The organism is Pseudomonas sp. 1 (assembly GCF_056626735.1).
In genome coordinates, this window is record NZ_JBWXMQ010000007.1 from 255828 (window position 1) to 275266 (window position 19439).

The following is a 19439-nucleotide window of genomic DNA, read 5'->3' on the forward strand; positions in this document are numbered from 1 at the left end:
CTCAAAAGGAAGGTGACCCATGCGTATAGACCGTTTAACCAGCAAGTTACAGTTGGCGTTGTCCGATGCCCAATCCCTGGCTGTCGGCCACGATCATCCGGCCATTGAGCCGACACATTTGATGCAAGCGATGCTGGAACAGCAGGGTGGTTCGATCAAACCCCTGTTGATGCAGGTGGGCTTCGACGTCAACAGCTTGCGTAAAGAGCTGACCAAAGAGCTCGATCAATTACCGAAAATCCAGAATCCGACCGGCGACGTCAACATGTCGCAGGACTTGGCGCGCCTGCTCAACCAGGCCGATCGCCTGGCTCAGCAGAAGGGCGACCAGTTCATTTCCAGCGAGCTGGTGCTGCTCGCCGCGATGGACGAGAACAGCAAGCTCGGCAAGTTGCTGCTCGGCCAGGGCGTGAGCAAAAAAGCGCTGGAGAATGCAATCAACAACCTGCGCGGTGGCGAGGCGGTCAATGACGCCAACCACGAAGAGTCGCGTCAGGCGCTGGACAAGTACACCGTCGACCTGACCAAGCGCGCCGAGGAAGGCAAGCTTGACCCGGTGATCGGCCGTGACGACGAGATCCGCCGCACCATTCAGGTTCTGCAACGCCGCACCAAGAACAACCCGGTGCTGATCGGCGAACCTGGCGTGGGTAAAACCGCGATTGCCGAAGGTCTGGCCCAGCGCATCATCAACGGCGAAGTGCCGGATGGTCTGCGCGGCAAGCGTCTGCTGTCCCTGGATATGGGGGCGCTGATTGCCGGTGCCAAGTATCGCGGCGAGTTTGAAGAACGCCTGAAAGCGCTGCTCAACGAGCTGTCGAAGCAGGAAGGGCAGATCATTCTGTTCATCGACGAACTGCACACCATGGTCGGCGCCGGCAAGGGCGAAGGCTCGATGGATGCCGGCAATATGCTCAAACCGGCCCTGGCCCGTGGCGAGCTGCATTGCGTCGGCGCGACCACGCTCAACGAGTACCGCCAATATATAGAGAAGGACGCAGCCCTCGAACGACGCTTCCAGAAAGTGCTGGTGGACGAGCCGAGCGAAGAAGACACCATCGCGATCCTGCGTGGCCTCAAGGAGCGTTACGAGGTTCACCACAAAGTGGCGATCACCGACGGTGCGATCATTGCTGCAGCCAGGCTCAGCCATCGCTACATCACGGACCGGCAGTTGCCGGACAAGGCGATCGACCTGATCGACGAAGCGGCCAGCCGCATCCGCATGGAGATCGACTCCAAGCCGGAAGTGCTGGATCGTCTGGAGCGGCGCCTGATTCAGCTGAAGGTGGAATCCCAGGCCCTGAAGAAAGAAAGCGACGACGCGGCGAAGAAACGTCTGGAGAAACTTCAGGAAGAAATCGATCGCCACGAGCGTGAGTACTCGGATCTGGAAGAAATCTGGAACTCGGAAAAAGCCGAGGTACAAGGTTCTGCACAGATTCAGCAGAAGATCGAACAGGCCCGTCAGGAACTGGAAGCCGCGCGCCGCAAAGGCGACCTGAACCGCATGGCGGAGTTGCAGTACGGGGTGATCCCGGATCTGGAACGCAGCCTGCAGATGGTCGACCAGCACGGCAAGAGCGAGAACCAGTTGCTGCGCAGCAAGGTGACCGAAGAGGAAATCGCCGAAGTCGTTTCGAAGTGGACCGGCATTCCCGTTTCGAAAATGCTCGAAGGCGAGCGCGACAAGCTGATGAAGATGGAAAGCCTGTTGCACCAACGCGTGATCGGCCAGGACGAAGCGGTGGTTGCGGTGGCCAACGCGGTGCGGCGTTCCCGTGCCGGGTTGTCCGACCCGAACCGCCCGAGCGGCTCGTTCATGTTCCTCGGCCCGACCGGTGTCGGTAAAACCGAGCTGTGCAAGGCGCTGGCCGAATTCCTCTTCGATACTGAAGAGGCGATGGTGCGGATCGATATGTCCGAGTTCATGGAGAAACATTCCGTGGCACGGCTGATCGGTGCACCACCGGGCTACGTCGGTTATGAAGAGGGCGGTTACCTGACCGAAGCGGTACGGCGCAAGCCTTACTCGGTGATCCTGCTGGACGAAGTCGAGAAGGCGCACCCGGATGTGTTCAACATCCTGCTGCAAGTGCTGGAGGATGGTCGTCTGACCGACAGTCACGGTCGTACGGTGGATTTCCGCAATACCGTGATCGTCATGACCTCCAACCTCGGTTCGATGCAGATTCAGGAACTGGTCGGCGATCGTGAAGCACAACGGGCAGCAGTGATGGATGCGATTTCCACCCACTTCCGTCCGGAGTTCATCAACCGGGTCGACGAAGTGGTGATCTTCGAGCCATTGGCGCGGGATCAGATCGCGGGCATTACCGAGATCCAGCTGGGCCGTCTGCGCAGTCGTCTGGCCGAGCGCGAGCTGAAGCTGGAGCTGAGCCCCGAAGCGATGGACAAGCTGATTGCGGTCGGTTACGACCCGGTCTATGGCGCACGGCCGCTGAAGCGGGCGATCCAGCGCTGGATCGAGAACCCGTTGGCGCAGTTGATTCTGTCGGGACGCTTCATGCCAGGGGAGACCGCGACCGGCGTCGTGGAGAACGACGAGATCACGTTCAACTGACACCTGCCGGTGGTGAAGTAAGTAAGGCCTCGCACTGCGAGGCCTTTTTTTTCGCCAGGCTGTTGAACTCAAAGGAAAAGGCTTGTAAAGTGCGCCCCGCAGTCAGTCACCAACACGGTTTCAGCTCACTGGGCAGAAATCTGAAATAAGTTGCAAATCATTAACTTGAAAGCAATTTAGGGGGTTGACAGAGGTGTTCTAGGTTGTAGAATAGCGCGCCTCAGACACACGAACGCAGCGATGCGAAAACGATGTCGAGAAGCTGCAAGTTTCACCGTTGTAAATTGAAATATGTTGTTCCGTGATAGCTCAGTCGGTAGAGCAAATGACTGTTAATCATTGGGTCCCAGGTTCGAGTCCTGGTCACGGAGCCAATTTCAAACCGGGGTATAGCGCAGTCCGGTAGCGCGCCTGCTTTGGGAGCAGGATGTCAGGAGTTCGAATCCCCTTACCCCGACCATTTTTGGGTCGTTAGCTCAGTTGGTAGAGCAGTTGGCTTTTAACCAATTGGTCGTAGGTTCGAATCCCACACGACCCACCATTTTTGAAACCAGTTTGCGCTGGGATCGAATCTTAAGATCAGAGGCCAAAAGCGCTGATCGAAGAAGGCGATCTTTGAAAGGTCGCCTTTTTTTTACCGGGGTATAGCGCAGTCCGGTAGCGCGCCTGCTTTGGGAGCAGGATGTCGGGAGTTCGAATCCCCCTACCCCGACCATATTGAAAATCCTCGTATCGAAAGATACGGGGATTTTTTTTGGCCTCCGGAAATGTTTCATTCAAGTCATCGTACAACTTGCCGATAGCCCGCTAACAAAAGGGGGCTGCCATTGATCGCCCCTTGAATCCGGCCAATACAAGAAAAAGGGCGTTCGTCATGTTGCTTCGTCAGTTGAATATTGCTCCCCGTGCCGCCCTGGGCTTTGCCCTGATCGCGGTGCTGGTGGCGTTGCTCGGGGTGTTTGCGCTGGGGCAGATGTCGAGCATCCGCGACAGCGAAGTGGCAGTGGAGACGCAGTGGCTGCCGAGCATTCGTGGGGGCGACGAGATTCGCGAGATCATGTTGCGCATTCGCACCATTTCTCTGCGCATGGCGCTGGATCAGGATCCGGCCAACATCGCCACGTACCGCAGCCAGATGGACACCCGCGACAAGGAACTGAGCGAGAAAATCGCCGCTTACGACCGACTGGTGACTACTCCGGAAGGCCAGCAGTTATACGATCAGTTCAAGAAAACCTTCGCCGCCTACCGCACCGGGATCGCCCAGTCGTTCACGCTGGCCGAGCAAGGCAAGCGCGATGAGCTGACCAAGTTGCTGCTGGTCGACATGAAAACCGTGGTCGACGGCTCTGGCAAACAACTTAATGACCTGGCAGACCTGTTCACCCGGCAGGTCGCTGCCGAAAGCCAGAACTCTGCCGTCCACTACGAAACCTCGCGCACCATCGTGAGCTTATTCATCGCTCTGGCGGCATTGGCCACCGTCGCCCTGGCCATGTTGCTCACCCGCAGTATCGTTCGCCCCCTGAGCTCCGCTGTCGACGCTGCTGAACACGTCGCCAGAGGCGATCTGACCCGTCCGATCGAAACCCACGGTAACGATGAAGTCAGCCGTCTGCTTAAGGCGTTGGCGACCATGCAGCAGAACCTGCGCGAAACCCTGCAGGGCATCAGCGGTTCGGCCACGCAATTGGCGACAGCTTCCGACGAACTGAGCGCGGTCACCCATGACAGCACGCAAGGGTTGCAACAGCAGAACAACGAAATCGAACAGGCCGCCACCGCCGTCAACGAGATGACCACGGCGGTCGAGGAAGTTGCCCGCAATGCGGTGTCGACCTCCGACGCCACCCGTCAGTCCAGCGAATCGGCGCAGTTGGGTCAGGAGCGGGTCAGTGAAACTGCTGGCGCCATCAACGCCTTGGCCAGCGAAGTCGAACACACTGGCGAGCTGGTGCAATCACTGGCCAATCAGTCTCAGGACATCGGCAAAGTGCTGGACGTGATCCGGGCGATCGCCGAACAGACCAACCTGCTGGCGCTCAACGCCGCCATCGAAGCAGCGCGGGCCGGGGAGAGCGGGCGGGGGTTTGCGGTGGTCGCCGACGAAGTCCGGGCGCTGGCTTATCGCACTCAGCAATCGACCCAGGAAATCGAGCAGATGGTGCAGGGCATGCGCAATGGCTCGAGCCTGGCGCTGGAGTCAATGCAGGCCAGTGCCTCGCGCGCTGCCACCACGCTGGTGCTGGCCGAGCGGGCCGGTCAAGCGTTGCAGACGATCACCGCCTCGGTACACGAAATCCACGAGCGCAATCTGGTGATCGCCAGCGCCGCTGAAGAACAGGCGCAGGTGGCGCGGGAAGTGGACCGCAATCTGGTGAACATTCGCGATCTGTCGGTGCGTTCGGCGGCTGGCGCCGATCAAACCAACGCGTCGAGCCATGAGCTGTCGCAACTGGCCAATGCGTTGCAGGGCATGGTGCGACGCTTCCAGTTGTAATCATGCAGGTGTGAAAAAGCCGCGCTTCTCGTCAGAGAAAGCGCGGCTTTGATTGGTCGGGCGCTTGAAAAATCAGGCACCGTCCTGGTCTTTCAGATGTTCGAACAGACCTTTCGGCATTTTCTTGCCATTGGCTTCGAAGTTGGCTTTGACGTTGTTGTACGCCTCTTGCTCGTCGATGAAGCCGTCGTGGTTGGTGTCGATCTTGTCGAAGTCGGACTTCGGCGCGACTTTCAGGAACTCGGCGCGCGAAACCTTGCCGTCGCCATCGGTGTCGGTCTTGGCCATCGACGCATCGCCGCATTTGCCTTCACCGCATTTGCCTTCCGGGGTTTTCACCGAGGTCTCGGCCGAGGCGACCATGTAGCCCTGAGCCAGCGGTTGCGCAGCGAACACCGAGCCGGACAGCATCAGGCCGCCGGCCAGTACGGCACCGACCAGGCCAAGGGAGTTTTTGCCGATTTTCGAAGTACGGGACATTGCATTCTCCTTCGGTTGCACAGCGCAACCACACGTTAAGGGCGATCAAGCCGGAGCAGGTGTGCTCGGGTGTGGCCATTAGGCGATGGCGGTGTATCGCGTCTGTGTCGAGGAGCGGTGCGTTTGTAAGCGAAGGTGGGGAAAGCGGGGGGCAGATACAGTAAAAGACAAAACACCGCGGGAGCGAGTCAGCCCCCGCGGTGTTTTTACATCAGTGCAGCTTCAGGCGCGGCTCGGTGCCGCGTCCGATCTTGCTGCCCAGCATCAGCATCGCCGTGCGGAACGGCCCGTACAGCGCCATCTGGTGCATGCGGTACAGCGACACGTAAAACATCCGCGCCAGCCAGCCTTCGAGCATTACGCTGCCGGTCAGGTTGCCCATCAAGTTACCCACAGCCGAAAAACGCGACAGCGAAATCAGCGAGCCGTAGTCGGTGTACTTATACTCCGGCAGGGTCTTGCCTTCGATGCGCAGTTTCAGCGATTTGGCCAACAGCGACGCCTGTTGATGCGCAGCCTGGGCCCGTGGCGGAACGTTGCGATCCGAGCCTGGTTGCGGACAGGCGGCGCAGTCACCGAAGGCGAAAATGTTTTCGTCACGGGTGGTTTGCAGTGTCGGCAGCACTTGCAGCTGATTGATGCGGTTGGTTTCCAGGCCGTCGATGTCCTTGAGGAAACCCGGTGCGCGGATCCCGGCGGCCCAGACTTTCAGGCTCGCCTTGATCTCGTTGCCATCGGCGGTGATCAGGCTGTCGGCAGTGACCTGGCTGACCGAAGCGTTGGTCATCACGTTGACCCCGAGTTTCTCCAGAGTCTTGTGCACCGGCCCGCTGATGCGCTCCGGCAACGCTGGCAGCACCCGCGGCCCGGCTTCGATCAGGGTGATGTGCATGTTTTCCGGTTTGATCCGGTCAAGACCATAAGCCGCCAGTTCATGGGCAGCGTTGTGCAGTTCGGCCGCCAGTTCGACGCCCGTGGCGCCCGCGCCGACGATGGCCACGCTGATCTGCTGGACCGTATCGGTCTGCCCGGCGTGGGCACGCAGATAGTGATTGAGCAGTTGCTGATGGAAACGCTCGGCCTGTTTGCGGGTGTCGAGGAACAGGCAGTGCTGCGCAGCGCCCTGGGTGCCGAAATCGTTGGTGGTGCTGCCGACCGAAATCACCAGCGAGTCATACGGCACTTCCCGCGCCGGTACCAGTTCCACGCCATTTTCGTCGTACGTGGCAGCGAGCTGGATCTTCTTCAGTTCACGGTCAAGCCCGCTCATGCGCCCCAGCTGGAACTCGAAGTGGTTCCATTTGGCCTGGGCGACATAGTTGAGTTCGTCTTCGGAAGAGTTCAGCGATCCGGCGGCCACTTCGTGCAGCAGCGGTTTCCAGATGTGCGTGAGGTTCGCGTCGACCAGCATGATGCTGGCAGTGCCGCGTTTGCCCAGAGTCTTACCCAGACGGGTAGCCAACTCCAGACCGCCGGCGCCGCCGCCGACAATGACAATACGATGGGACATGGGGATAGCTCGCAAGGTTTTTAAAGGAAATCGGTGCGGTTACCCGAGCGAGCGCGATGCTGCTCATAGCGTCAGGTAACTGATAAATCGGCTCAACAGGCCCAGACCAATGGTCACTGCCAGCACCAGCACCAGGAGCATCCATGGCCGGAATGGCCGGCGCTCGACACGGTGTTGGGACAACTGCAGGTACTCTTCGACATGCTTCTGGTCTTCGGGGTTCAGGCGGCTGGTCATAAAGGCCTCGTCAGGTAGACGTTACTGAATGAGAACACGCTACAGCGGTTTTCAACCGGGATTGAACGCAGCATAGCCACTGTCCGGAACCGGTTCGACAGACACACCGTCCCCGAGGCGAATGATCCCGCTTTGTAACACTCGCGCGGTGATTCCGCCATGCCCGCGCACGGCCTGGAACGTCCCCGGGCCGAGGTTGTTCTGCAGGCGCGCGCACGGCTGGCACCAGCCCGTGGTTTCGAAAATCGCCTGACCGATGCGAAAGCGCCGCCCCTTGAGGCTGAACAGGTTGATCCCGCTTATAACGAGATTGCGCCGCAGATCTTCAGGCGTGACCGGTTGTTCGGCCGACCGGCCCATCAGGGCGCTGATCACGGCCAGATGCTCCCACTGAATCAGCGTCACCTGCCGCGCATTGCGCACCCCGGGACGAGCGTGATCGCCAGTGAGCCCGGCTTCAAGCCGCGCCTCCACCGCATCGAGTGCGAGCATCGGCCCCCGTGACTCGGGGCGCACGCCAATCCAGCGCACGCAACCGGTCTGCGGGACATCGGCAATCAATTGTTGAAGTGGCGTCACAGGCTGATCCCGACATCGAACACGATGCTGCGCCCTAGGTTACCGCGCAGAAAATCCGGGGCATCGGGGTGGGCGAACAGCACCCGGGCAAATGTCGGCCCGACCAGCGACAGCGAGCGCCAGCCCTGACGCAAATATTCGGTGGGCGGCGGAAAGTGGCTGTTCAGGTCGAGCACTTCGCGTTTGAGGCTGGCGAAGGCAATGATGTCCAGCTCGCCCAGGTCCATGCCGCGTTCCTTGTAGTTGTGCGCTTTCTTGCGCAAGGTCGGCGCCAGTCTCAGCAGAAATTCATTGGCCGGAATCCGCCGCGGCTTGGCTTCACGCCGCACCAGTTGGCTGAGGGAAAACGCACTGCGCCGACGTTGCAGCTCATCGCGCCATTCGTCGTTGAGCCGACGGCCCTCGTCGAGGACGAAAAATACCTCGAAGTTGGCGTCGCGAAACAAAACGTCCGGCGGTTCCCCGGCAGGCGCGAACTCGTCTGCGCGATAGGGAATGTTCAAGCCTTGCAGCAGGCGCTGGCAGACCCAACGCTCACGCTCCCATTTGCGGGCATTGGACAGGAAAGCGTTGGCTTGCTCGGCCGCGATGGTCAGCAGGCGTAAATAATCTGAGTCATCCATAGGCCCAAGCTTAGCGTTCAATTGCGACAAGCAGAAAGCGTTCGCGCAGCAAAGTGCATCAGTGGGCACTCGGTAGGGGCGGTGTAGACTGATGGCTCCGTTTATCAACGTCGAATGAAAGGGGCTGAATGTGAAATTTCGCTGGCTGTTGTTGTTCGCTGTCGTTCCGTTGTGGGCCCATGCGCTGGAAATCGGTGAGCGACTGGCACCCTGGACGTTGCTGGATCAGTACGATCAGCCGTTTACTCTCGATAACCGCACTACGACGCTGTTGGTGGCGCGGGACATGGACGGCGCGAAACTGCTCAAGCAAGCCATGGCCGATCAGCCCAAGGGCTATCTGGAAGCGCGGCATGCGGTGTTTGTCGCCGATATCCAGCGCATGCCGGCGCTGATCGCGAAGATGTTCGCCGTTCCGGCCATGCGCGACTACAGCTATCGAGTGTTGCTTGATCGCGAAAGTCGCGTGGCCTCGCGCTACCCCGGGGCTGAAGGCGCGGTGCTCTGGTTGCAACTCAAGGACGGACGCTTGCTGGCCCGGCATGAATACACCCAGGCGGCTGAACTGCGTGAGGCACTGGAGCAGGCTCGCCCATGATCGGCGCCGAGCTGCTGTCGTCTGCGAGCCTGCTGCTGGGATGGCTGATTTACCTGCCGGTGCTGCTCTGGGCGATTGCACGCGCACCTTGGGTCGAGTTGTTCAGTGACAACCGACGTCAGCATTTGCTGTTCGGTACGGTGTTCGCGTTGTTTCTGCTGTGGCTGGTGCGCAGGGATTTCGATACCGGCGTGTCTTACCACTTCATTGGCATGACGGCAGTGACGCTGCTGCTGGACTGGCCGCTGGCAATCGTCGGCGCACTGGTGGCGCAGCTGGGGCTGGTGCTGTTGGGGCGTCAGGATCTGGTGGCCGTCGGGGTCAACGGTGCCTTGCTGATCCTGCTCCCGGTGTTGATTACCGAATGCGTGGCGATCCTGGTCGAGCGCGCCCAGCCGCGCAATCCGTTCGTGTACATCTTTTGTTCCGGCTTTTTCGCCGCCGCGCTGTCAGCGTTGTTCTGTCTGTCGCTGAGCCTGACGCTGCTCTGGTACGACGGCCTGTTTGCGATGCCCGAATGGCTGGAAGACTTCATCGGTTACCTGTGGTTGCTGATTTTTCCCGAAGCCTTCATCAACGGCATGGTGGTCAGCGCGCTGGTGGTGTTCTGCCCGGAATGGCTGGAGACCTTCAACCGCACCCGCTACCTTTCGGCGCCCTGGAAGGACGACGATCCCAAGTCTTGATCCACATCAAATCCACCCGGTGCGCGGCATTTCATGCTCGGCCAAATTCCTTCAGGAGCAGCGGCATGAGCGTGTACGAGTGGGCGAGGCAGGAAACCCGGCAGAGTCTGGAGATGGCGCAGGAGGTGGGGTTCGATCCGGGCCTGAGCCTGCGCGCCTTGCTCAGTGCGGTGGTGCAGCAGAGCAAGGCGGTGCGTAACGCCGAAGACCTGGCCGACGAGTTGCGTTTTCTGGCGGAAAACCTCGACGACGATCAGGACTATGGCTTCATGCGGCCCTGAACGGGATCAGTGACGCGGGTCGAAATCGCCGGAAAACAGTTCGTCCTCGGCATCCGGGGCCACCGGAATCTTGTGTTCTTCCGACGCCCAGGCGCCGAGGTCGATCAGCTTGCAGCGGTCCGAGCAGAACGGACGGTATTGGTTTTGCGGGGTGAATTCCACGGGCGCGCCGCAAGTCGGGCAGTTGACGGTTGGGGTCTGGCTCATGATTGGCCTCCGGATAAAGTCAGGTAAAAGTGATGCAGGCGCTCGACCTCGCTGTGCAGCCAGGCGAGGTCGCGGTCGTTGACCACCACGTCATCGGCACGGCTGACGCGGTCTTCGCGGCTTAATTGGGCCTTGAGGATCGCCTGGACCTGCTGTTCGCTGGTCTGGTCACGCTGCAAGGTCCGTTCGATCTGCAATTGTTGCGGGGCGTCGATGACCAGGATTCGCTGGGTCATCGCGTATTGCCCGGATTCGATCAGCAGCGGCGAGACCAGAATCGCGTAAGGCGATTGTGCCTGCGCCAGATGATGGGCGATTTCCTCGGCGATCAGCGGATGCAGCAGGGCTTCGAGCCAGCGTCGTTGCTCCGGCACTTCAAAAATCAATTTGCGCAGGGCCGCACGATCCAGCGTGCCGTCGGCCTGCAACACCTCCGGGCCGAAGTGCTCGGCGATCTTCGCCAACGCCGGGCGGCCCGGTTCGACCACCCAGCGCGCCGCGTGATCGGCGTCCACCACGTGAACACCAAGATCGATGAAGTGCTGGGCGGCGGCGCTTTTGCCGCTGCCGATGCCACCGGTCAGGCCGAGAATCCAGGGTTTTTCCACAGGGCTATTCATTTCAAACCGACAAACTGCCAATAGAAGCCGGTTATTTGACCACCCCAGAGCAAGGCAATCCAGCCGGCAATTGCCAGATACGGGCCGAAGGGGATCGGGGTCGAGGTTTTCTGGTCGCGCAGTTTGAGCAAAATCACCCCGAGCACGGCGCCCACTAGTGAGGACAGGAGGATGGTCAGCGGCAGAATCTGCCAGCCGCCCCACGCTCCGAGCAGTGCCAGCAACTTGAAATCGCCGTGGCCGATGCCGTCCTTGCCGGTAATCAGCTTGAACAGCCAGAACACCGACCACAGCGCCATATAGCCCAGCACCGCCCCCCAGAGTGCGTCGTGCAGCGATACGAACAGCTCGAAGCTGTTGACGATCAGCCCCAGCCACAGCAGCGGCAGCACCAGTACGTCAGGCAGCAACTGGTGCTCGATATCGATCAGGCTCATGGCCAACAGGCCCCAGGTCAGCACGATCAGCAGGCACGCCGGCCAGCCGAAACCCAGGTGCCAGGCGATAAATGCCGAGAGCAGGCCGCAGGCCAGTTCGGTCAGCGGGTAACGCTTGCTGATCGGTGTGCTGCAACTCGAGCAGCGCCCGCGCAGGAACACGTAACTCAATACAGGAATGTTTTCCCATGCGCGGATCCGGTGGCCGCAATGGGGGCATTGCGAGTGCGGCAGCATCAGATTGTAGGTGGGCAACGACGTTTCACCGGGCAGTCCCAGAACATCGTGAGCCTGCTGGCGCCATTCGCGTTCGAGCATTTTTGGCAGGCGCCAGACCAACACGTTGAGAAAACTGCCGACCACCAGCCCGAGCAGCAAGGCGGTGAAAACAAAGGCCAGCGGATACAGACTGAAGAGTTCGTCGATAGGCATGTCAGATCGCTGAGCCGAGTTGGAAGATCGGCAGGTACATTGCCACCACCAGACCGCCGACGATCACCCCCAGCACCACCATGATGAAGGGCTCCATCAGGCTGGTGAGGTTGTCGACCATATTGTCCACTTCGTCCTCATAGAAACCCGCGACCTTGTCGAGCATCTCGTCCAGTGCGCCGGATTCCTCGCCGATGGCGGTCATCTGCACCGCCATGTTCGGAAAGATGCCGGTGGCGCGCATCGAGAAATTCAGTTGCATGCCGGTGGAAACGTCCTGGCGGATGCGCAGCACGGCGCGCTTGAACACCACGTTGCCGGTGGCCCCGGCCACCGAATCCAGCGCCTCCACCAACGGCACGCCGGCCGCGAAGGTGGTCGACAGGGTCCGGGCGAACCGCGCCACGGCGGACTTGTACATCAGCGTGCCCACCAGCGGCAGCTTGAGAAACCAGCCGTCGCGCCGGTCGCGCAAGGCCTGGGATTTTTTCAGGGCATGGCGGGTGCCGAAAAACGCGGCCACCAGCGCACCGAGAATCGCCCACCACCATTGCTGCATGAATTCGGACAGGCTGATGACCATCAGCGTGAACGCCGGCAGTTCGGCACCGAAGCCGGAGAACACCGACTGAAACTGAGGCACCACCTTGATCAGCAGAATCCCGGTGACCACCGCCGCCACCAGCACTACGGCCGTGGGGTAGGTCATGGCCTTCTTGATCTTGGCCTTGAGGCTTTCGCTCTTTTCCTTGTAGGTCGCAACCCGTTCCAGCAGGGTGTCGAGGGCGCCGGACTGCTCGCCGGCATCCACCAGGTTGCAGTACAACTCGTCGAAATGTTGCGGCTTCCTGCGCAGTGCGGCGGCAAAACTGTTACCGGCGGCGACCTCCTGTTTCACCTCGTCCACCAGTTTGCGCATGGCCGGGTTTTCGAAGCCTTCGCCAATGATGTCGAACGACTGCAACAGTGGTACGCCGGCCTTCATCATGGTCGCCATCTGCCGGGTGAACAGGGCAATGTCCTGGGCCTTGATGCGTTTGCCGAAGCTCAGCAGCGAGGCGGATTTCTTGCGCACCTTGCCGGGGTTGATGCCCTGCTTGCGCAATTGGGCCTTGACCAGTGCGGGGTTCTGGCCGCTCAACTCGCCGGTCACCTTGCTGCCTTTGCGGTCCGTGCCTTCCCAGGCGTAGACGCTGATTTTCGCTGCCTTGACCGCCATGTTCAGTCCTTGGTGACCCGGTTGATTTCTTCAAGGCTGGTAATGCCTTGCATGGCCTTGATCAGGCCCGAGGTGCGCAGGTCGTTGAAGCCGTCCCGGCGCATCTGGGTATCGATTTCCAGTGAGTTGCCTTCGGCCATGATCAGCCGTTGCAGCTCGGGAGTGTTCTTCACCACTTCATAAATCCCCACGCGACCCTTGTACCCGCCGTTGCAGTGATCGCAACCGGAGGGCTCATAGATCGTGAAATGGCCGACGCGTTCCTCGGGGAAGCCTTCCTTGATCAGTGTCTCGCGGGGGATCTCGATGGGTTTCTTGCAATGGCTGCAGAGTTTTCGCGCCAGCCGCTGGGCAATGATCAGGCTCACCGACGTTGCGATGTTGAAGCCGGGAATGCCCATGTTGTGCAGGCGGGTCAGCGTTTCCGCCGCGCTGTTGGTGTGCAGGGTGGACAACACGAGGTGCCCGGTCTGGGCAGCCTTGATCGCAATTTCGGCGGTCTCGAGGTCGCGGATCTCGCCGACCATGATCACGTCCGGGTCCTGGCGCAGGAACGAGCGCAGGGCTTGGGCAAAGTCCATCCCCTGACGTGGATTGACGTTGACCTGGTTGATGCCTTCCATGTTGATCTCCACCGGGTCTTCAGCGGTGGAGATGTTGATGTCGACGGTATTGAGGATATTCAGCCCGGTGTACAGCGAAACGGTCTTGCCCGAACCCGTGGGGCCGGTCACCAGAATCATGCCTTGCGGCTGCTTGAGGGCGGCCATGTACAGGTCTTTCTGCTCCGGCTCGTAGCCGAGGGCATCGATGCCGATCTTGGCGCTGGACGGGTCGAGGATCCGCATCACCACTTTCTCGCCCCAGAGGGTGGGCAGGGTGTTGACCCGGAAATCGATCGATTTGCTCTTCGACAGACGCATCTTGATCCGCCCGTCCTGAGGTTTGCGCCGTTCCGAAATGTCCAGGCTGGCCATGACTTTCAGGCGTGCGGCAATGCGCCCGGCCAGTTGAATCGGCGGCTTGGCCACCTCCCGCAGAATGCCGTCGGTGCGCACCCGCACGCGGTAGTTCTTTTCGTAAGGCTCGAAGTGCAGGTCGGAAGAGCCGCTCTTGATCGCATCGAGCAGCATCTTGTGAACGAAGCGCACCACCGGGGCATCGTCCGCGTCGATTCCGCCGAGCGTGTCCTGCTTGCTGTCGTCGACCGACTCGATGTCCAGCCCGTCGAGATCGACATCGGCCATCTCCTCCAGGCCGGTGGCGTGGGTGTCGAAGAACTTTTCGATAGCGTCGGTGAGCTTGTCGTCCTCGACCAGAATGGCTTCGGTGCTCAGCCCGGTGCTGAACTGAATGTCATTGATCGCCTGATGATTGCTCGGGTCGGAAATCCCCACGAACAGTTTGTTGCCGCGCCGCCAGAGGGGCAGGGCGTGGTGCTGGCGCACCAGTTTTTCACTGACCAGGCCCTTGGGCTGGGTTTCCTTGTCGAGGCAATTGAGGTCGAGAAATGCCATGCCGAAATGCTCCGAGGCAATCTCGGCGACCTGCCAGCTCTTCACCAGTTTGTTCTGCACCAGGTAACTGACCAGCGACAGCCGATTGCGCTGCGCCTGTTGCCAGGCTTGCTGGGCACTCTTTTCCGTGAGCAATTCGGCCTTGACCAGCTGTTTGGCCAGACCGCTCAGAGCGATGTCATTCATGGGGTTTCCACGTGCTTGCCGTTCATGACTTATAGCCTAGTCAAGTGACAGCGCCAAACACGCGGGGTGCAGGTGACAAAAAGTGTCAGATAGTGCGGTTTCGGGTTGTAGGAATCGGCACGTCAGCCGGATGGCGCCCCGTGGGCGGGGGCTGCGAGCGCTTGGCACGGGCTGTGCTGAGTCCTGTTCAGATCATGAGATTCCGACTCATGCATGGAGCGTGTCTATGAAGAAACAACAAGGTTTCACTCTGATCGAGCTGCTGATCGTTGTGGCGATCATCGGGATTCTGGCGACGATTGCCTTGCCGCAGTACTCCAAATATCAGGCGCGGGCCAAGGTCACGGCGGGGATTGCCGAAGCGTCGGCGCTGAAGGTCAACTTTGAAGATGTCATCAATGCCGGCTCTACTGATCCGAGCATTACTAACGTCAATGCGGGTACGACTGCGACACAAAATTGCACGCTGGCGGCGAGCGGTAAAGTTGCCGACGGCACAGGGACCATCACCTGCACCTTGCTCAACGCTCCGGCGCCTGTGTTGGGGCAAACCGTCACCCTGACCCGTACGGCGGCAGCAGGTTGGTCGTGCAAGTTCTCGGGTTCGAAAGACTATTCGACCACCAGTTGCCCAGGCGTCTGATTCAACTCAGCCCAGGCTCTCTGCCAGAATGCCCCGCACCGCGGGGCATTTTTTATGGCTTTGTGTTTGATAAAAGCTTCAATAATTTCAGCGAGTTAGGAACTTTCAGAAAAGCCGCAACTTGCATGTCTTTTTGCATTAGGTCATGCAAATTGCATGATTCCGGAAATTTTCATTGTTCATAACATATTGATTTATAAAGATTTATTGATTTTTTAAAAGTTGGCACAGCGTTCGCAATATCTCCAGTAACCCTGCTGACAAGACAACCAGCAGACTTTCCAGAAAAAACAGGAGTTACTCGTATGAAGAAGTTCGCTATCACTGCCGCTGCTGCTACCGCGCTGACCCTGACCATGGCTTCCGGTGCATTTGCTCAATCGACTCAAACCACTCAGGCGCCGATGACCCTGGCTGCCGGTGAAGTCACCAAAGCGAAAGAAGCTACTTCCGATACCTGGATCACGACCAAAGTAAAAGCGGATCTGGTCACCGAAAAAGGTATTCCAGGCACTGATATCAAAGTTGAAACCAACAAAGGCGTCGTGTCGCTGTCCTCCACGGTTGCCGTGACCGACTCGCAAAAAGAAATGGCCGTTGCCATCGCCAAGAAAATCAAAGGCGTTAAAGCGGTCTCCGCTGACGGCCTGAAAGCCGAGTAAGGCAAGACTTCTCGCCTGGACCGGGAGAAGACGCGACAGGCGGGCCGAGCAATACGTCTGCCGCACTTTAGAGTTCATGCGAACGGCCACACGGATTGTGGCCATTACAGGCCCCGGCATTCATGTCGGGGCCTGTTCTATTTCAGGGGCAGAAAAAGTGGAAGGTCAGTTGCCGCGTTTGCTGTTGATCTGTTTCAGGCGATTGCCTTCAAAGCGCAGGTACTGATACATGCCGTTGCTCGGGCCATAGGTCCATTCCTCGACCTGAAACTCTTCCCGGCGGTTGGCGCTGCGCTTGTAGCCGAGCAGATCGCGACTGACCGGCTCTCCACATTTTTGCAGCACCTCGCTGGCGCGGTCGCCGAGGCTTACCAGCTGGCTGCCGCAGCGCAAGGTATCGGACGCCGCAGCCTGGCTGGCGATCAACGCCAGCCCCAGTGCCGTCAACCATTTGCCGTTCATCACTCGGCATCCAGATGCATTTGTGTCACCACGCGGCCGTCGCTCTCCGCTTCGCCGAGATTGGCGTCGATGAAGTACACGCGGTCGTCGGCCAGTTGGCCCTTGTCCACCAGGTAATCCTTGATGCTGCTGGCCCGGTCCTGACCGAGCTGGCGCAACAGCACGTCGCTGGAACTCCAGAACTTGATCACGTCGGCGCGCATTTTCGCCGTGCGTTCTTCCTTGCCAAGATCCTTCCATTCGGCCGGTGGCTGGGTTTTCAGACGGGTACGGTAGATGCCCTCGAGCAGCGGGCCTTTTTCGTTCTCCGGTACCTGGATCAGCGAAGCCTGAGCCGGCACCTTGTCGCCCCTGCGCTGGAGCATCTTGTAGTAGTTGTACTGGTATTCACGTTCCAGACGCTGTTCGGCAAGTAACGGGCCGTCACTGCTTTTCGCAGCAGTGCCTTCGATTTCCAGACGCAGGGCCGGACGTTCCTTCAGCGCTTGCGACAGCTTCACCAGCGCCGCTTCGGCGTCTTTGCTCAGGTCGCTGGAACCCGGTGCGAAGGACACGGTGCCGAGGTCTTCGGAACCACCACCGCTGACCAGACCGCCAATCAGCTTGAACGGTGCGGCGGCGGCTTTGACGATCAGGTTGCGCAGTGTCTGCCAGACAATCGGCATCACGCTGAATTGCGGATTGTTCAGGTCGCCGGTCACCGGCAGCTCGATGGAAATCTTGCCGTCGACATCCTTGAGCAGCGCGATCGCCAGTTTCAGCGGCAGGCTCACGGCATCCGGGCTGTCGACCTTCTCACCCAGTTGCAGTTGCTCGACCACCACTTTGTTCTCGGCCTTGAGCTGGCCTTTGGTGATCAGGTAATGCAGGTCGAGGTTGAGCCGGCCCTTGCGGATCCGGTAGCCGGCGAACTTGCCGGAGTAGGGGGTCAGGGTGGTCAGTTCGACGCGTTTGAAACTGGTGGCGATGTCGAGGCTGGCCATCGGGTCGAACGGATTGACCGCGCCCTTGATGGTTACCGGCGCATAGCGGTCGACCTTGCCCTTGACGTCGACGCTGGCCGGTTTCGCCTGACGGCTGTCGATGGTGCCGATCTGGCCGTTGAGCTGCTGGATTGCGGTGGCAAAGTTCGGGGTCAGGCTGAAGTCGGCGAAGTTGGCCGAGCCGTCATTGATCGCGATGCCACCAATGTGAATGCCCAGAGGTTTGTCATTGCTCGCCGGTTTCGCCGCAGCGGTCTTCGCCCCGGAATCGGCTGGCTGCGGGATCAGCAGGTCGTCGATGTTGGTGGTGCGGTCATCGTTGATCATGAACCGTGCATACGGCTGGAACAGGTTGATCCTGTCGATCGACAGGCTGTCGCCGTGCTGATAGTTGAGACCTTCGACCACTACTTGCTGCCACTTGAGGAAGTCGCGGGTTTTCAGGGTGTCGAGGGTGTGCAACTGATCGACCTGAGCGCGACCGGTGACGCTGAGGGCCAGGGGGGCGGTGCTTTTCAGGTTCACTTTCAGGTCGCTGCCGAGCATGCCGCTGCGCAGTTCGAGGCGAATGAACGGGTTGATGTAGGACTGCGCGACCCGCAAGTCGATGTCCTGGGTTTTCACGTTGAGCTGCGCGGTGACCGGGGCCAGATTGACCACGCCGTCGGCGCTGATCTTGCCTTGCTTGCCCAGCCCGGTGTCGAGCCTGAGGTTGAAGGGCGAGCCGTTGAGGCTGTCGAAATTCTGCAGATCGACGTTCAGCGGGGTGACATCCAGAGTCACTTCCGGCTTCGCCGAGCGATCGGCCAGATGTACTTTATAGTCACGCAGTTGCACGTCCTTGAGCAGCACTTGCCACGGTTTGCTCGGCGCGGTCGGCTCGGGTTTCGGCGAGTCGGCGGCCGCTGGAGCGCTTTTCGGTTCCGCCGCAGCTTTGGCGGCGGGTTTCGATGGCTGGCTGGCGAACAGTTTTTGCCAGTCCAGCTGTCCGTCCGCTTCCAGCGCTGCCCAGGTCTCCAGTTTCTGACTGCGGATCTTGCCGACCACCACTTGCTGTTTGGCCAGATCCACGGTGGTGTCGCTGACGTCGAGGCGCTCGAGTTTCGCCAGTTGACGCCCGTCCGGCGCCTTGATGGCGAACGGCGCGATGTTGACCGCCACGTTGCTCAGCAGCAGTTCGGTTTCCTTGGACAGGTTGAGCTTGTAATCGGTGCTCAGGCTGACCACTCCGTTTTCCAGCACCAGTGGCACGGCGTCGCGCACGTAAGGCCAGAACGCTTTCATCTGGCCGTCGGTGATCTTGAGAGTGCCTTCAGAGGCGATCGGAACCAGGCTGAAGTTGCCTTTCCAGTCGATCTGCCCACCGGCCGGGCCGATCGCGACGAGGGTCATGTCGGCGTTGTCTTCGGGCAGGGTGCTGAGGTTTTTCAGTTCGAAATCGAGTTTGTCGTATAGAAATTCGATCGGCTCGCTGGGGCGTGCATCCACGAAATGCAGGTTGCCACCGGCCAACTGGATCCGGTCGATGCGCAGCGGAAATGGTTTGGCGTCCGGATCGGCCGGGGTGGGTTCGCTGGCCGGGAGCTTGAACAGGCCCAGCAGATTGAGCTGGCCGTCCTTGGCGAACAGGATCTCGGTCTTGGATTTTTCCAGTTCGATGTCCGACAGATGCAGGGCTTTGGTCCACAGGCTGTCGAGTTGCAGGTTGGCGTACAGACGTTCGAATCCGACCTGTTCCTTGCCCGGCTCGCCGATCACCAGGCCCCATAGCGTGAGCTCAAGACTGAACGGGTTGAGTTCGATGCGCTGCAGATGCGCGGGCACCGTGGCGTAGTTGGCCAGTTGCTGATTCACCACCCTGAGCGCAATGCCCGGCAAAATCAGGAATCCCAGCAGGCTGTAGAGGGCCAGAGCAGTCAACAGGGCGCCAATCGCGCGAATCAATCCTTTGGGCATGTGCGGCTTCATCTGTCTGAATCGGAGTGCCTTGGAG

General features: G+C 59.8%; 19 protein-coding genes and 4 tRNA genes. 11 read left to right on the forward strand and 12 right to left on the reverse strand.

Annotated features, from left to right (window positions below):
* Positions 1-19: 19 nt before the first annotated feature.
* The 6 genes from clpB to AC1MDC_RS13260 all read left to right on the forward strand — a co-directional run bounded on the left by clpB (position 20) and on the right by AC1MDC_RS13260 (position 5084).
* A complete protein-coding gene (gene clpB, locus AC1MDC_RS13235; RefSeq protein ID WP_085697517.1) occupies positions 20-2584 on the forward strand; it encodes an ATP-dependent chaperone ClpB in 2565 nt (854 codons plus the stop codon).
* Positions 2585-2882: 298 nt separating this feature from the next.
* Positions 2883-2958, forward strand: a tRNA-Asn gene (locus tag AC1MDC_RS13240).
* 9 nt (positions 2959-2967) lie between these two features.
* A tRNA-Pro gene (locus tag AC1MDC_RS13245) sits at positions 2968-3044 on the forward strand.
* Between the two features lie 5 nt (positions 3045-3049).
* Positions 3050-3125: transfer RNA gene (locus AC1MDC_RS13250), tRNA-Lys, on the forward strand.
* A 97-nt stretch (positions 3126-3222) separates the two neighbouring features.
* A tRNA-Pro gene (locus AC1MDC_RS13255) sits at positions 3223-3299 on the forward strand.
* A gap of 159 nt (positions 3300-3458) precedes the next feature.
* Entirely contained in the window at positions 3459-5084 is a 1626-nt protein-coding gene (locus AC1MDC_RS13260) for a methyl-accepting chemotaxis protein (RefSeq protein WP_480393113.1), read from the forward strand.
* A 72-nt stretch (positions 5085-5156) separates the two neighbouring features.
* Here the strand turns inward: AC1MDC_RS13260 and AC1MDC_RS13265 are convergent, their stop codons facing one another.
* From AC1MDC_RS13265 to AC1MDC_RS13285, 5 genes are all read right to left on the reverse strand, one after another.
* On the reverse strand, positions 5157-5564 hold the full coding sequence (locus tag AC1MDC_RS13265; RefSeq protein WP_007959573.1) for an HvfA family oxazolone/thioamide-modified RiPP metallophore: 408 nt from the start codon (positions 5562-5564) through the stop codon (positions 5157-5159).
* Between the two features lie 211 nt (positions 5565-5775).
* A complete protein-coding gene (locus AC1MDC_RS13270; protein ID WP_085697515.1) occupies positions 5776-7074 on the reverse strand; it encodes an NAD(P)/FAD-dependent oxidoreductase in 1299 nt (432 codons plus the stop codon).
* 63 nt (positions 7075-7137) lie between these two features.
* A complete protein-coding gene (locus AC1MDC_RS13275) occupies positions 7138-7311 on the reverse strand; it encodes a DUF3094 domain-containing protein (protein WP_007909875.1) in 174 nt (57 codons plus the stop codon).
* A 51-nt stretch (positions 7312-7362) separates the two neighbouring features.
* A complete protein-coding gene (locus AC1MDC_RS13280; protein ID WP_085703173.1) occupies positions 7363-7890 on the reverse strand; it encodes an MOSC domain-containing protein in 528 nt (175 codons plus the stop codon).
* The gene (locus tag AC1MDC_RS13285; protein WP_007959580.1) at positions 7887-8513 is read right to left on the reverse strand and encodes a DUF1780 domain-containing protein; all 627 of its coding nucleotides are present in this window, start codon (positions 8511-8513) and stop codon (positions 7887-7889) included. Before AC1MDC_RS13285 ends, AC1MDC_RS13280 begins: the two co-directional genes overlap by 4 nt.
* A 130-nt stretch (positions 8514-8643) precedes the next feature.
* Here AC1MDC_RS13285 and AC1MDC_RS13290 point away from each other — a divergent pair, with 130 nt between their 5' ends.
* The 3 genes from AC1MDC_RS13290 (at position 8644) to AC1MDC_RS13300 (ending at position 10078) form a co-directional block, all read left to right on the forward strand.
* Positions 8644-9111, forward strand: coding sequence for an FAD/FMN-containing dehydrogenase (locus AC1MDC_RS13290; RefSeq protein ID WP_085697513.1), 468 nt, complete (start codon positions 8644-8646; stop codon positions 9109-9111).
* Positions 9108-9797 carry an energy-coupling factor ABC transporter permease gene (locus AC1MDC_RS13295; protein ID WP_085703174.1) on the forward strand — a complete coding sequence of 230 codons (690 nt, stop codon included), beginning with the start codon at positions 9108-9110 and terminating at the stop codon, positions 9795-9797. Before AC1MDC_RS13290 ends, AC1MDC_RS13295 begins: the two co-directional genes overlap by 4 nt.
* A 65-nt stretch (positions 9798-9862) precedes the next feature.
* Positions 9863-10078, forward strand: a complete 216-nt coding sequence (locus AC1MDC_RS13300; RefSeq protein ID WP_007959584.1) for a hypothetical protein — start codon at positions 9863-9865, stop codon at positions 10076-10078.
* Between the two features lie 6 nt (positions 10079-10084).
* Here the strand turns inward: AC1MDC_RS13300 and yacG are convergent, their stop codons facing one another.
* Genes yacG through pilB form a run of 5 tightly spaced genes read right to left on the reverse strand, consistent with a single transcriptional unit; the run spans position 10085 to position 14696 of the window.
* Entirely contained in the window at positions 10085-10285 is a 201-nt protein-coding gene (yacG, locus tag AC1MDC_RS13305) for a DNA gyrase inhibitor YacG (RefSeq protein ID WP_085703175.1), read from the reverse strand.
* Positions 10282-10905, reverse strand: a complete 624-nt coding sequence (gene coaE / locus AC1MDC_RS13310) for a dephospho-CoA kinase (protein ID WP_085697510.1) — start codon at positions 10903-10905, stop codon at positions 10282-10284. The genes yacG and coaE overlap by 4 nt, the downstream gene beginning before the upstream one ends.
* Positions 10902-11774, reverse strand: a complete 873-nt coding sequence (locus tag AC1MDC_RS13315) for a prepilin peptidase (RefSeq protein ID WP_480393114.1) — start codon at positions 11772-11774, stop codon at positions 10902-10904. Before AC1MDC_RS13315 ends, coaE begins: the two co-directional genes overlap by 4 nt.
* A gap of 1 nt (position 11775) precedes the next feature.
* Complete coding sequence (locus AC1MDC_RS13320) at positions 11776-12993, reverse strand: type II secretion system F family protein (RefSeq protein ID WP_480393115.1); 1218 nt, start codon at positions 12991-12993, stop codon at positions 11776-11778.
* Positions 12994-12995: 2 nt separating this feature from the next.
* Positions 12996-14696 (reverse strand): type IV-A pilus assembly ATPase PilB, encoded by a 1701-nt coding sequence (gene pilB / locus AC1MDC_RS13325; RefSeq protein ID WP_480393116.1) that lies wholly within the window; start codon positions 14694-14696, stop codon positions 12996-12998.
* A gap of 226 nt (positions 14697-14922) precedes the next feature.
* On the opposite strand from pilB, the gene AC1MDC_RS13330 reads away from it, so the two are divergent.
* Positions 14923-15339, forward strand: coding sequence for a pilin (locus AC1MDC_RS13330; protein ID WP_011335978.1), 417 nt, complete (start codon positions 14923-14925; stop codon positions 15337-15339).
* Positions 15340-15644: 305 nt separating this feature from the next.
* Positions 15645-16001, forward strand: coding sequence for a BON domain-containing protein (locus AC1MDC_RS13335; protein ID WP_085697505.1), 357 nt, complete (start codon positions 15645-15647; stop codon positions 15999-16001).
* 165 nt (positions 16002-16166) lie between these two features.
* Here the strand turns inward: AC1MDC_RS13335 and AC1MDC_RS13340 are convergent, their stop codons facing one another.
* The gene (locus tag AC1MDC_RS13340; RefSeq protein WP_085697504.1) at positions 16167-16463 is read right to left on the reverse strand and encodes a DUF2845 domain-containing protein; all 297 of its coding nucleotides are present in this window, start codon (positions 16461-16463) and stop codon (positions 16167-16169) included.
* Positions 16463-19414: a DUF748 domain-containing protein gene (locus tag AC1MDC_RS13345; protein ID WP_480393117.1), complete on the reverse strand. Its 2952-nt coding sequence runs from the start codon at positions 19412-19414 to the stop codon at positions 16463-16465. Before AC1MDC_RS13345 ends, AC1MDC_RS13340 begins: the two co-directional genes overlap by 1 nt.
* Positions 19415-19439: the final 25 nt, after the last annotated feature.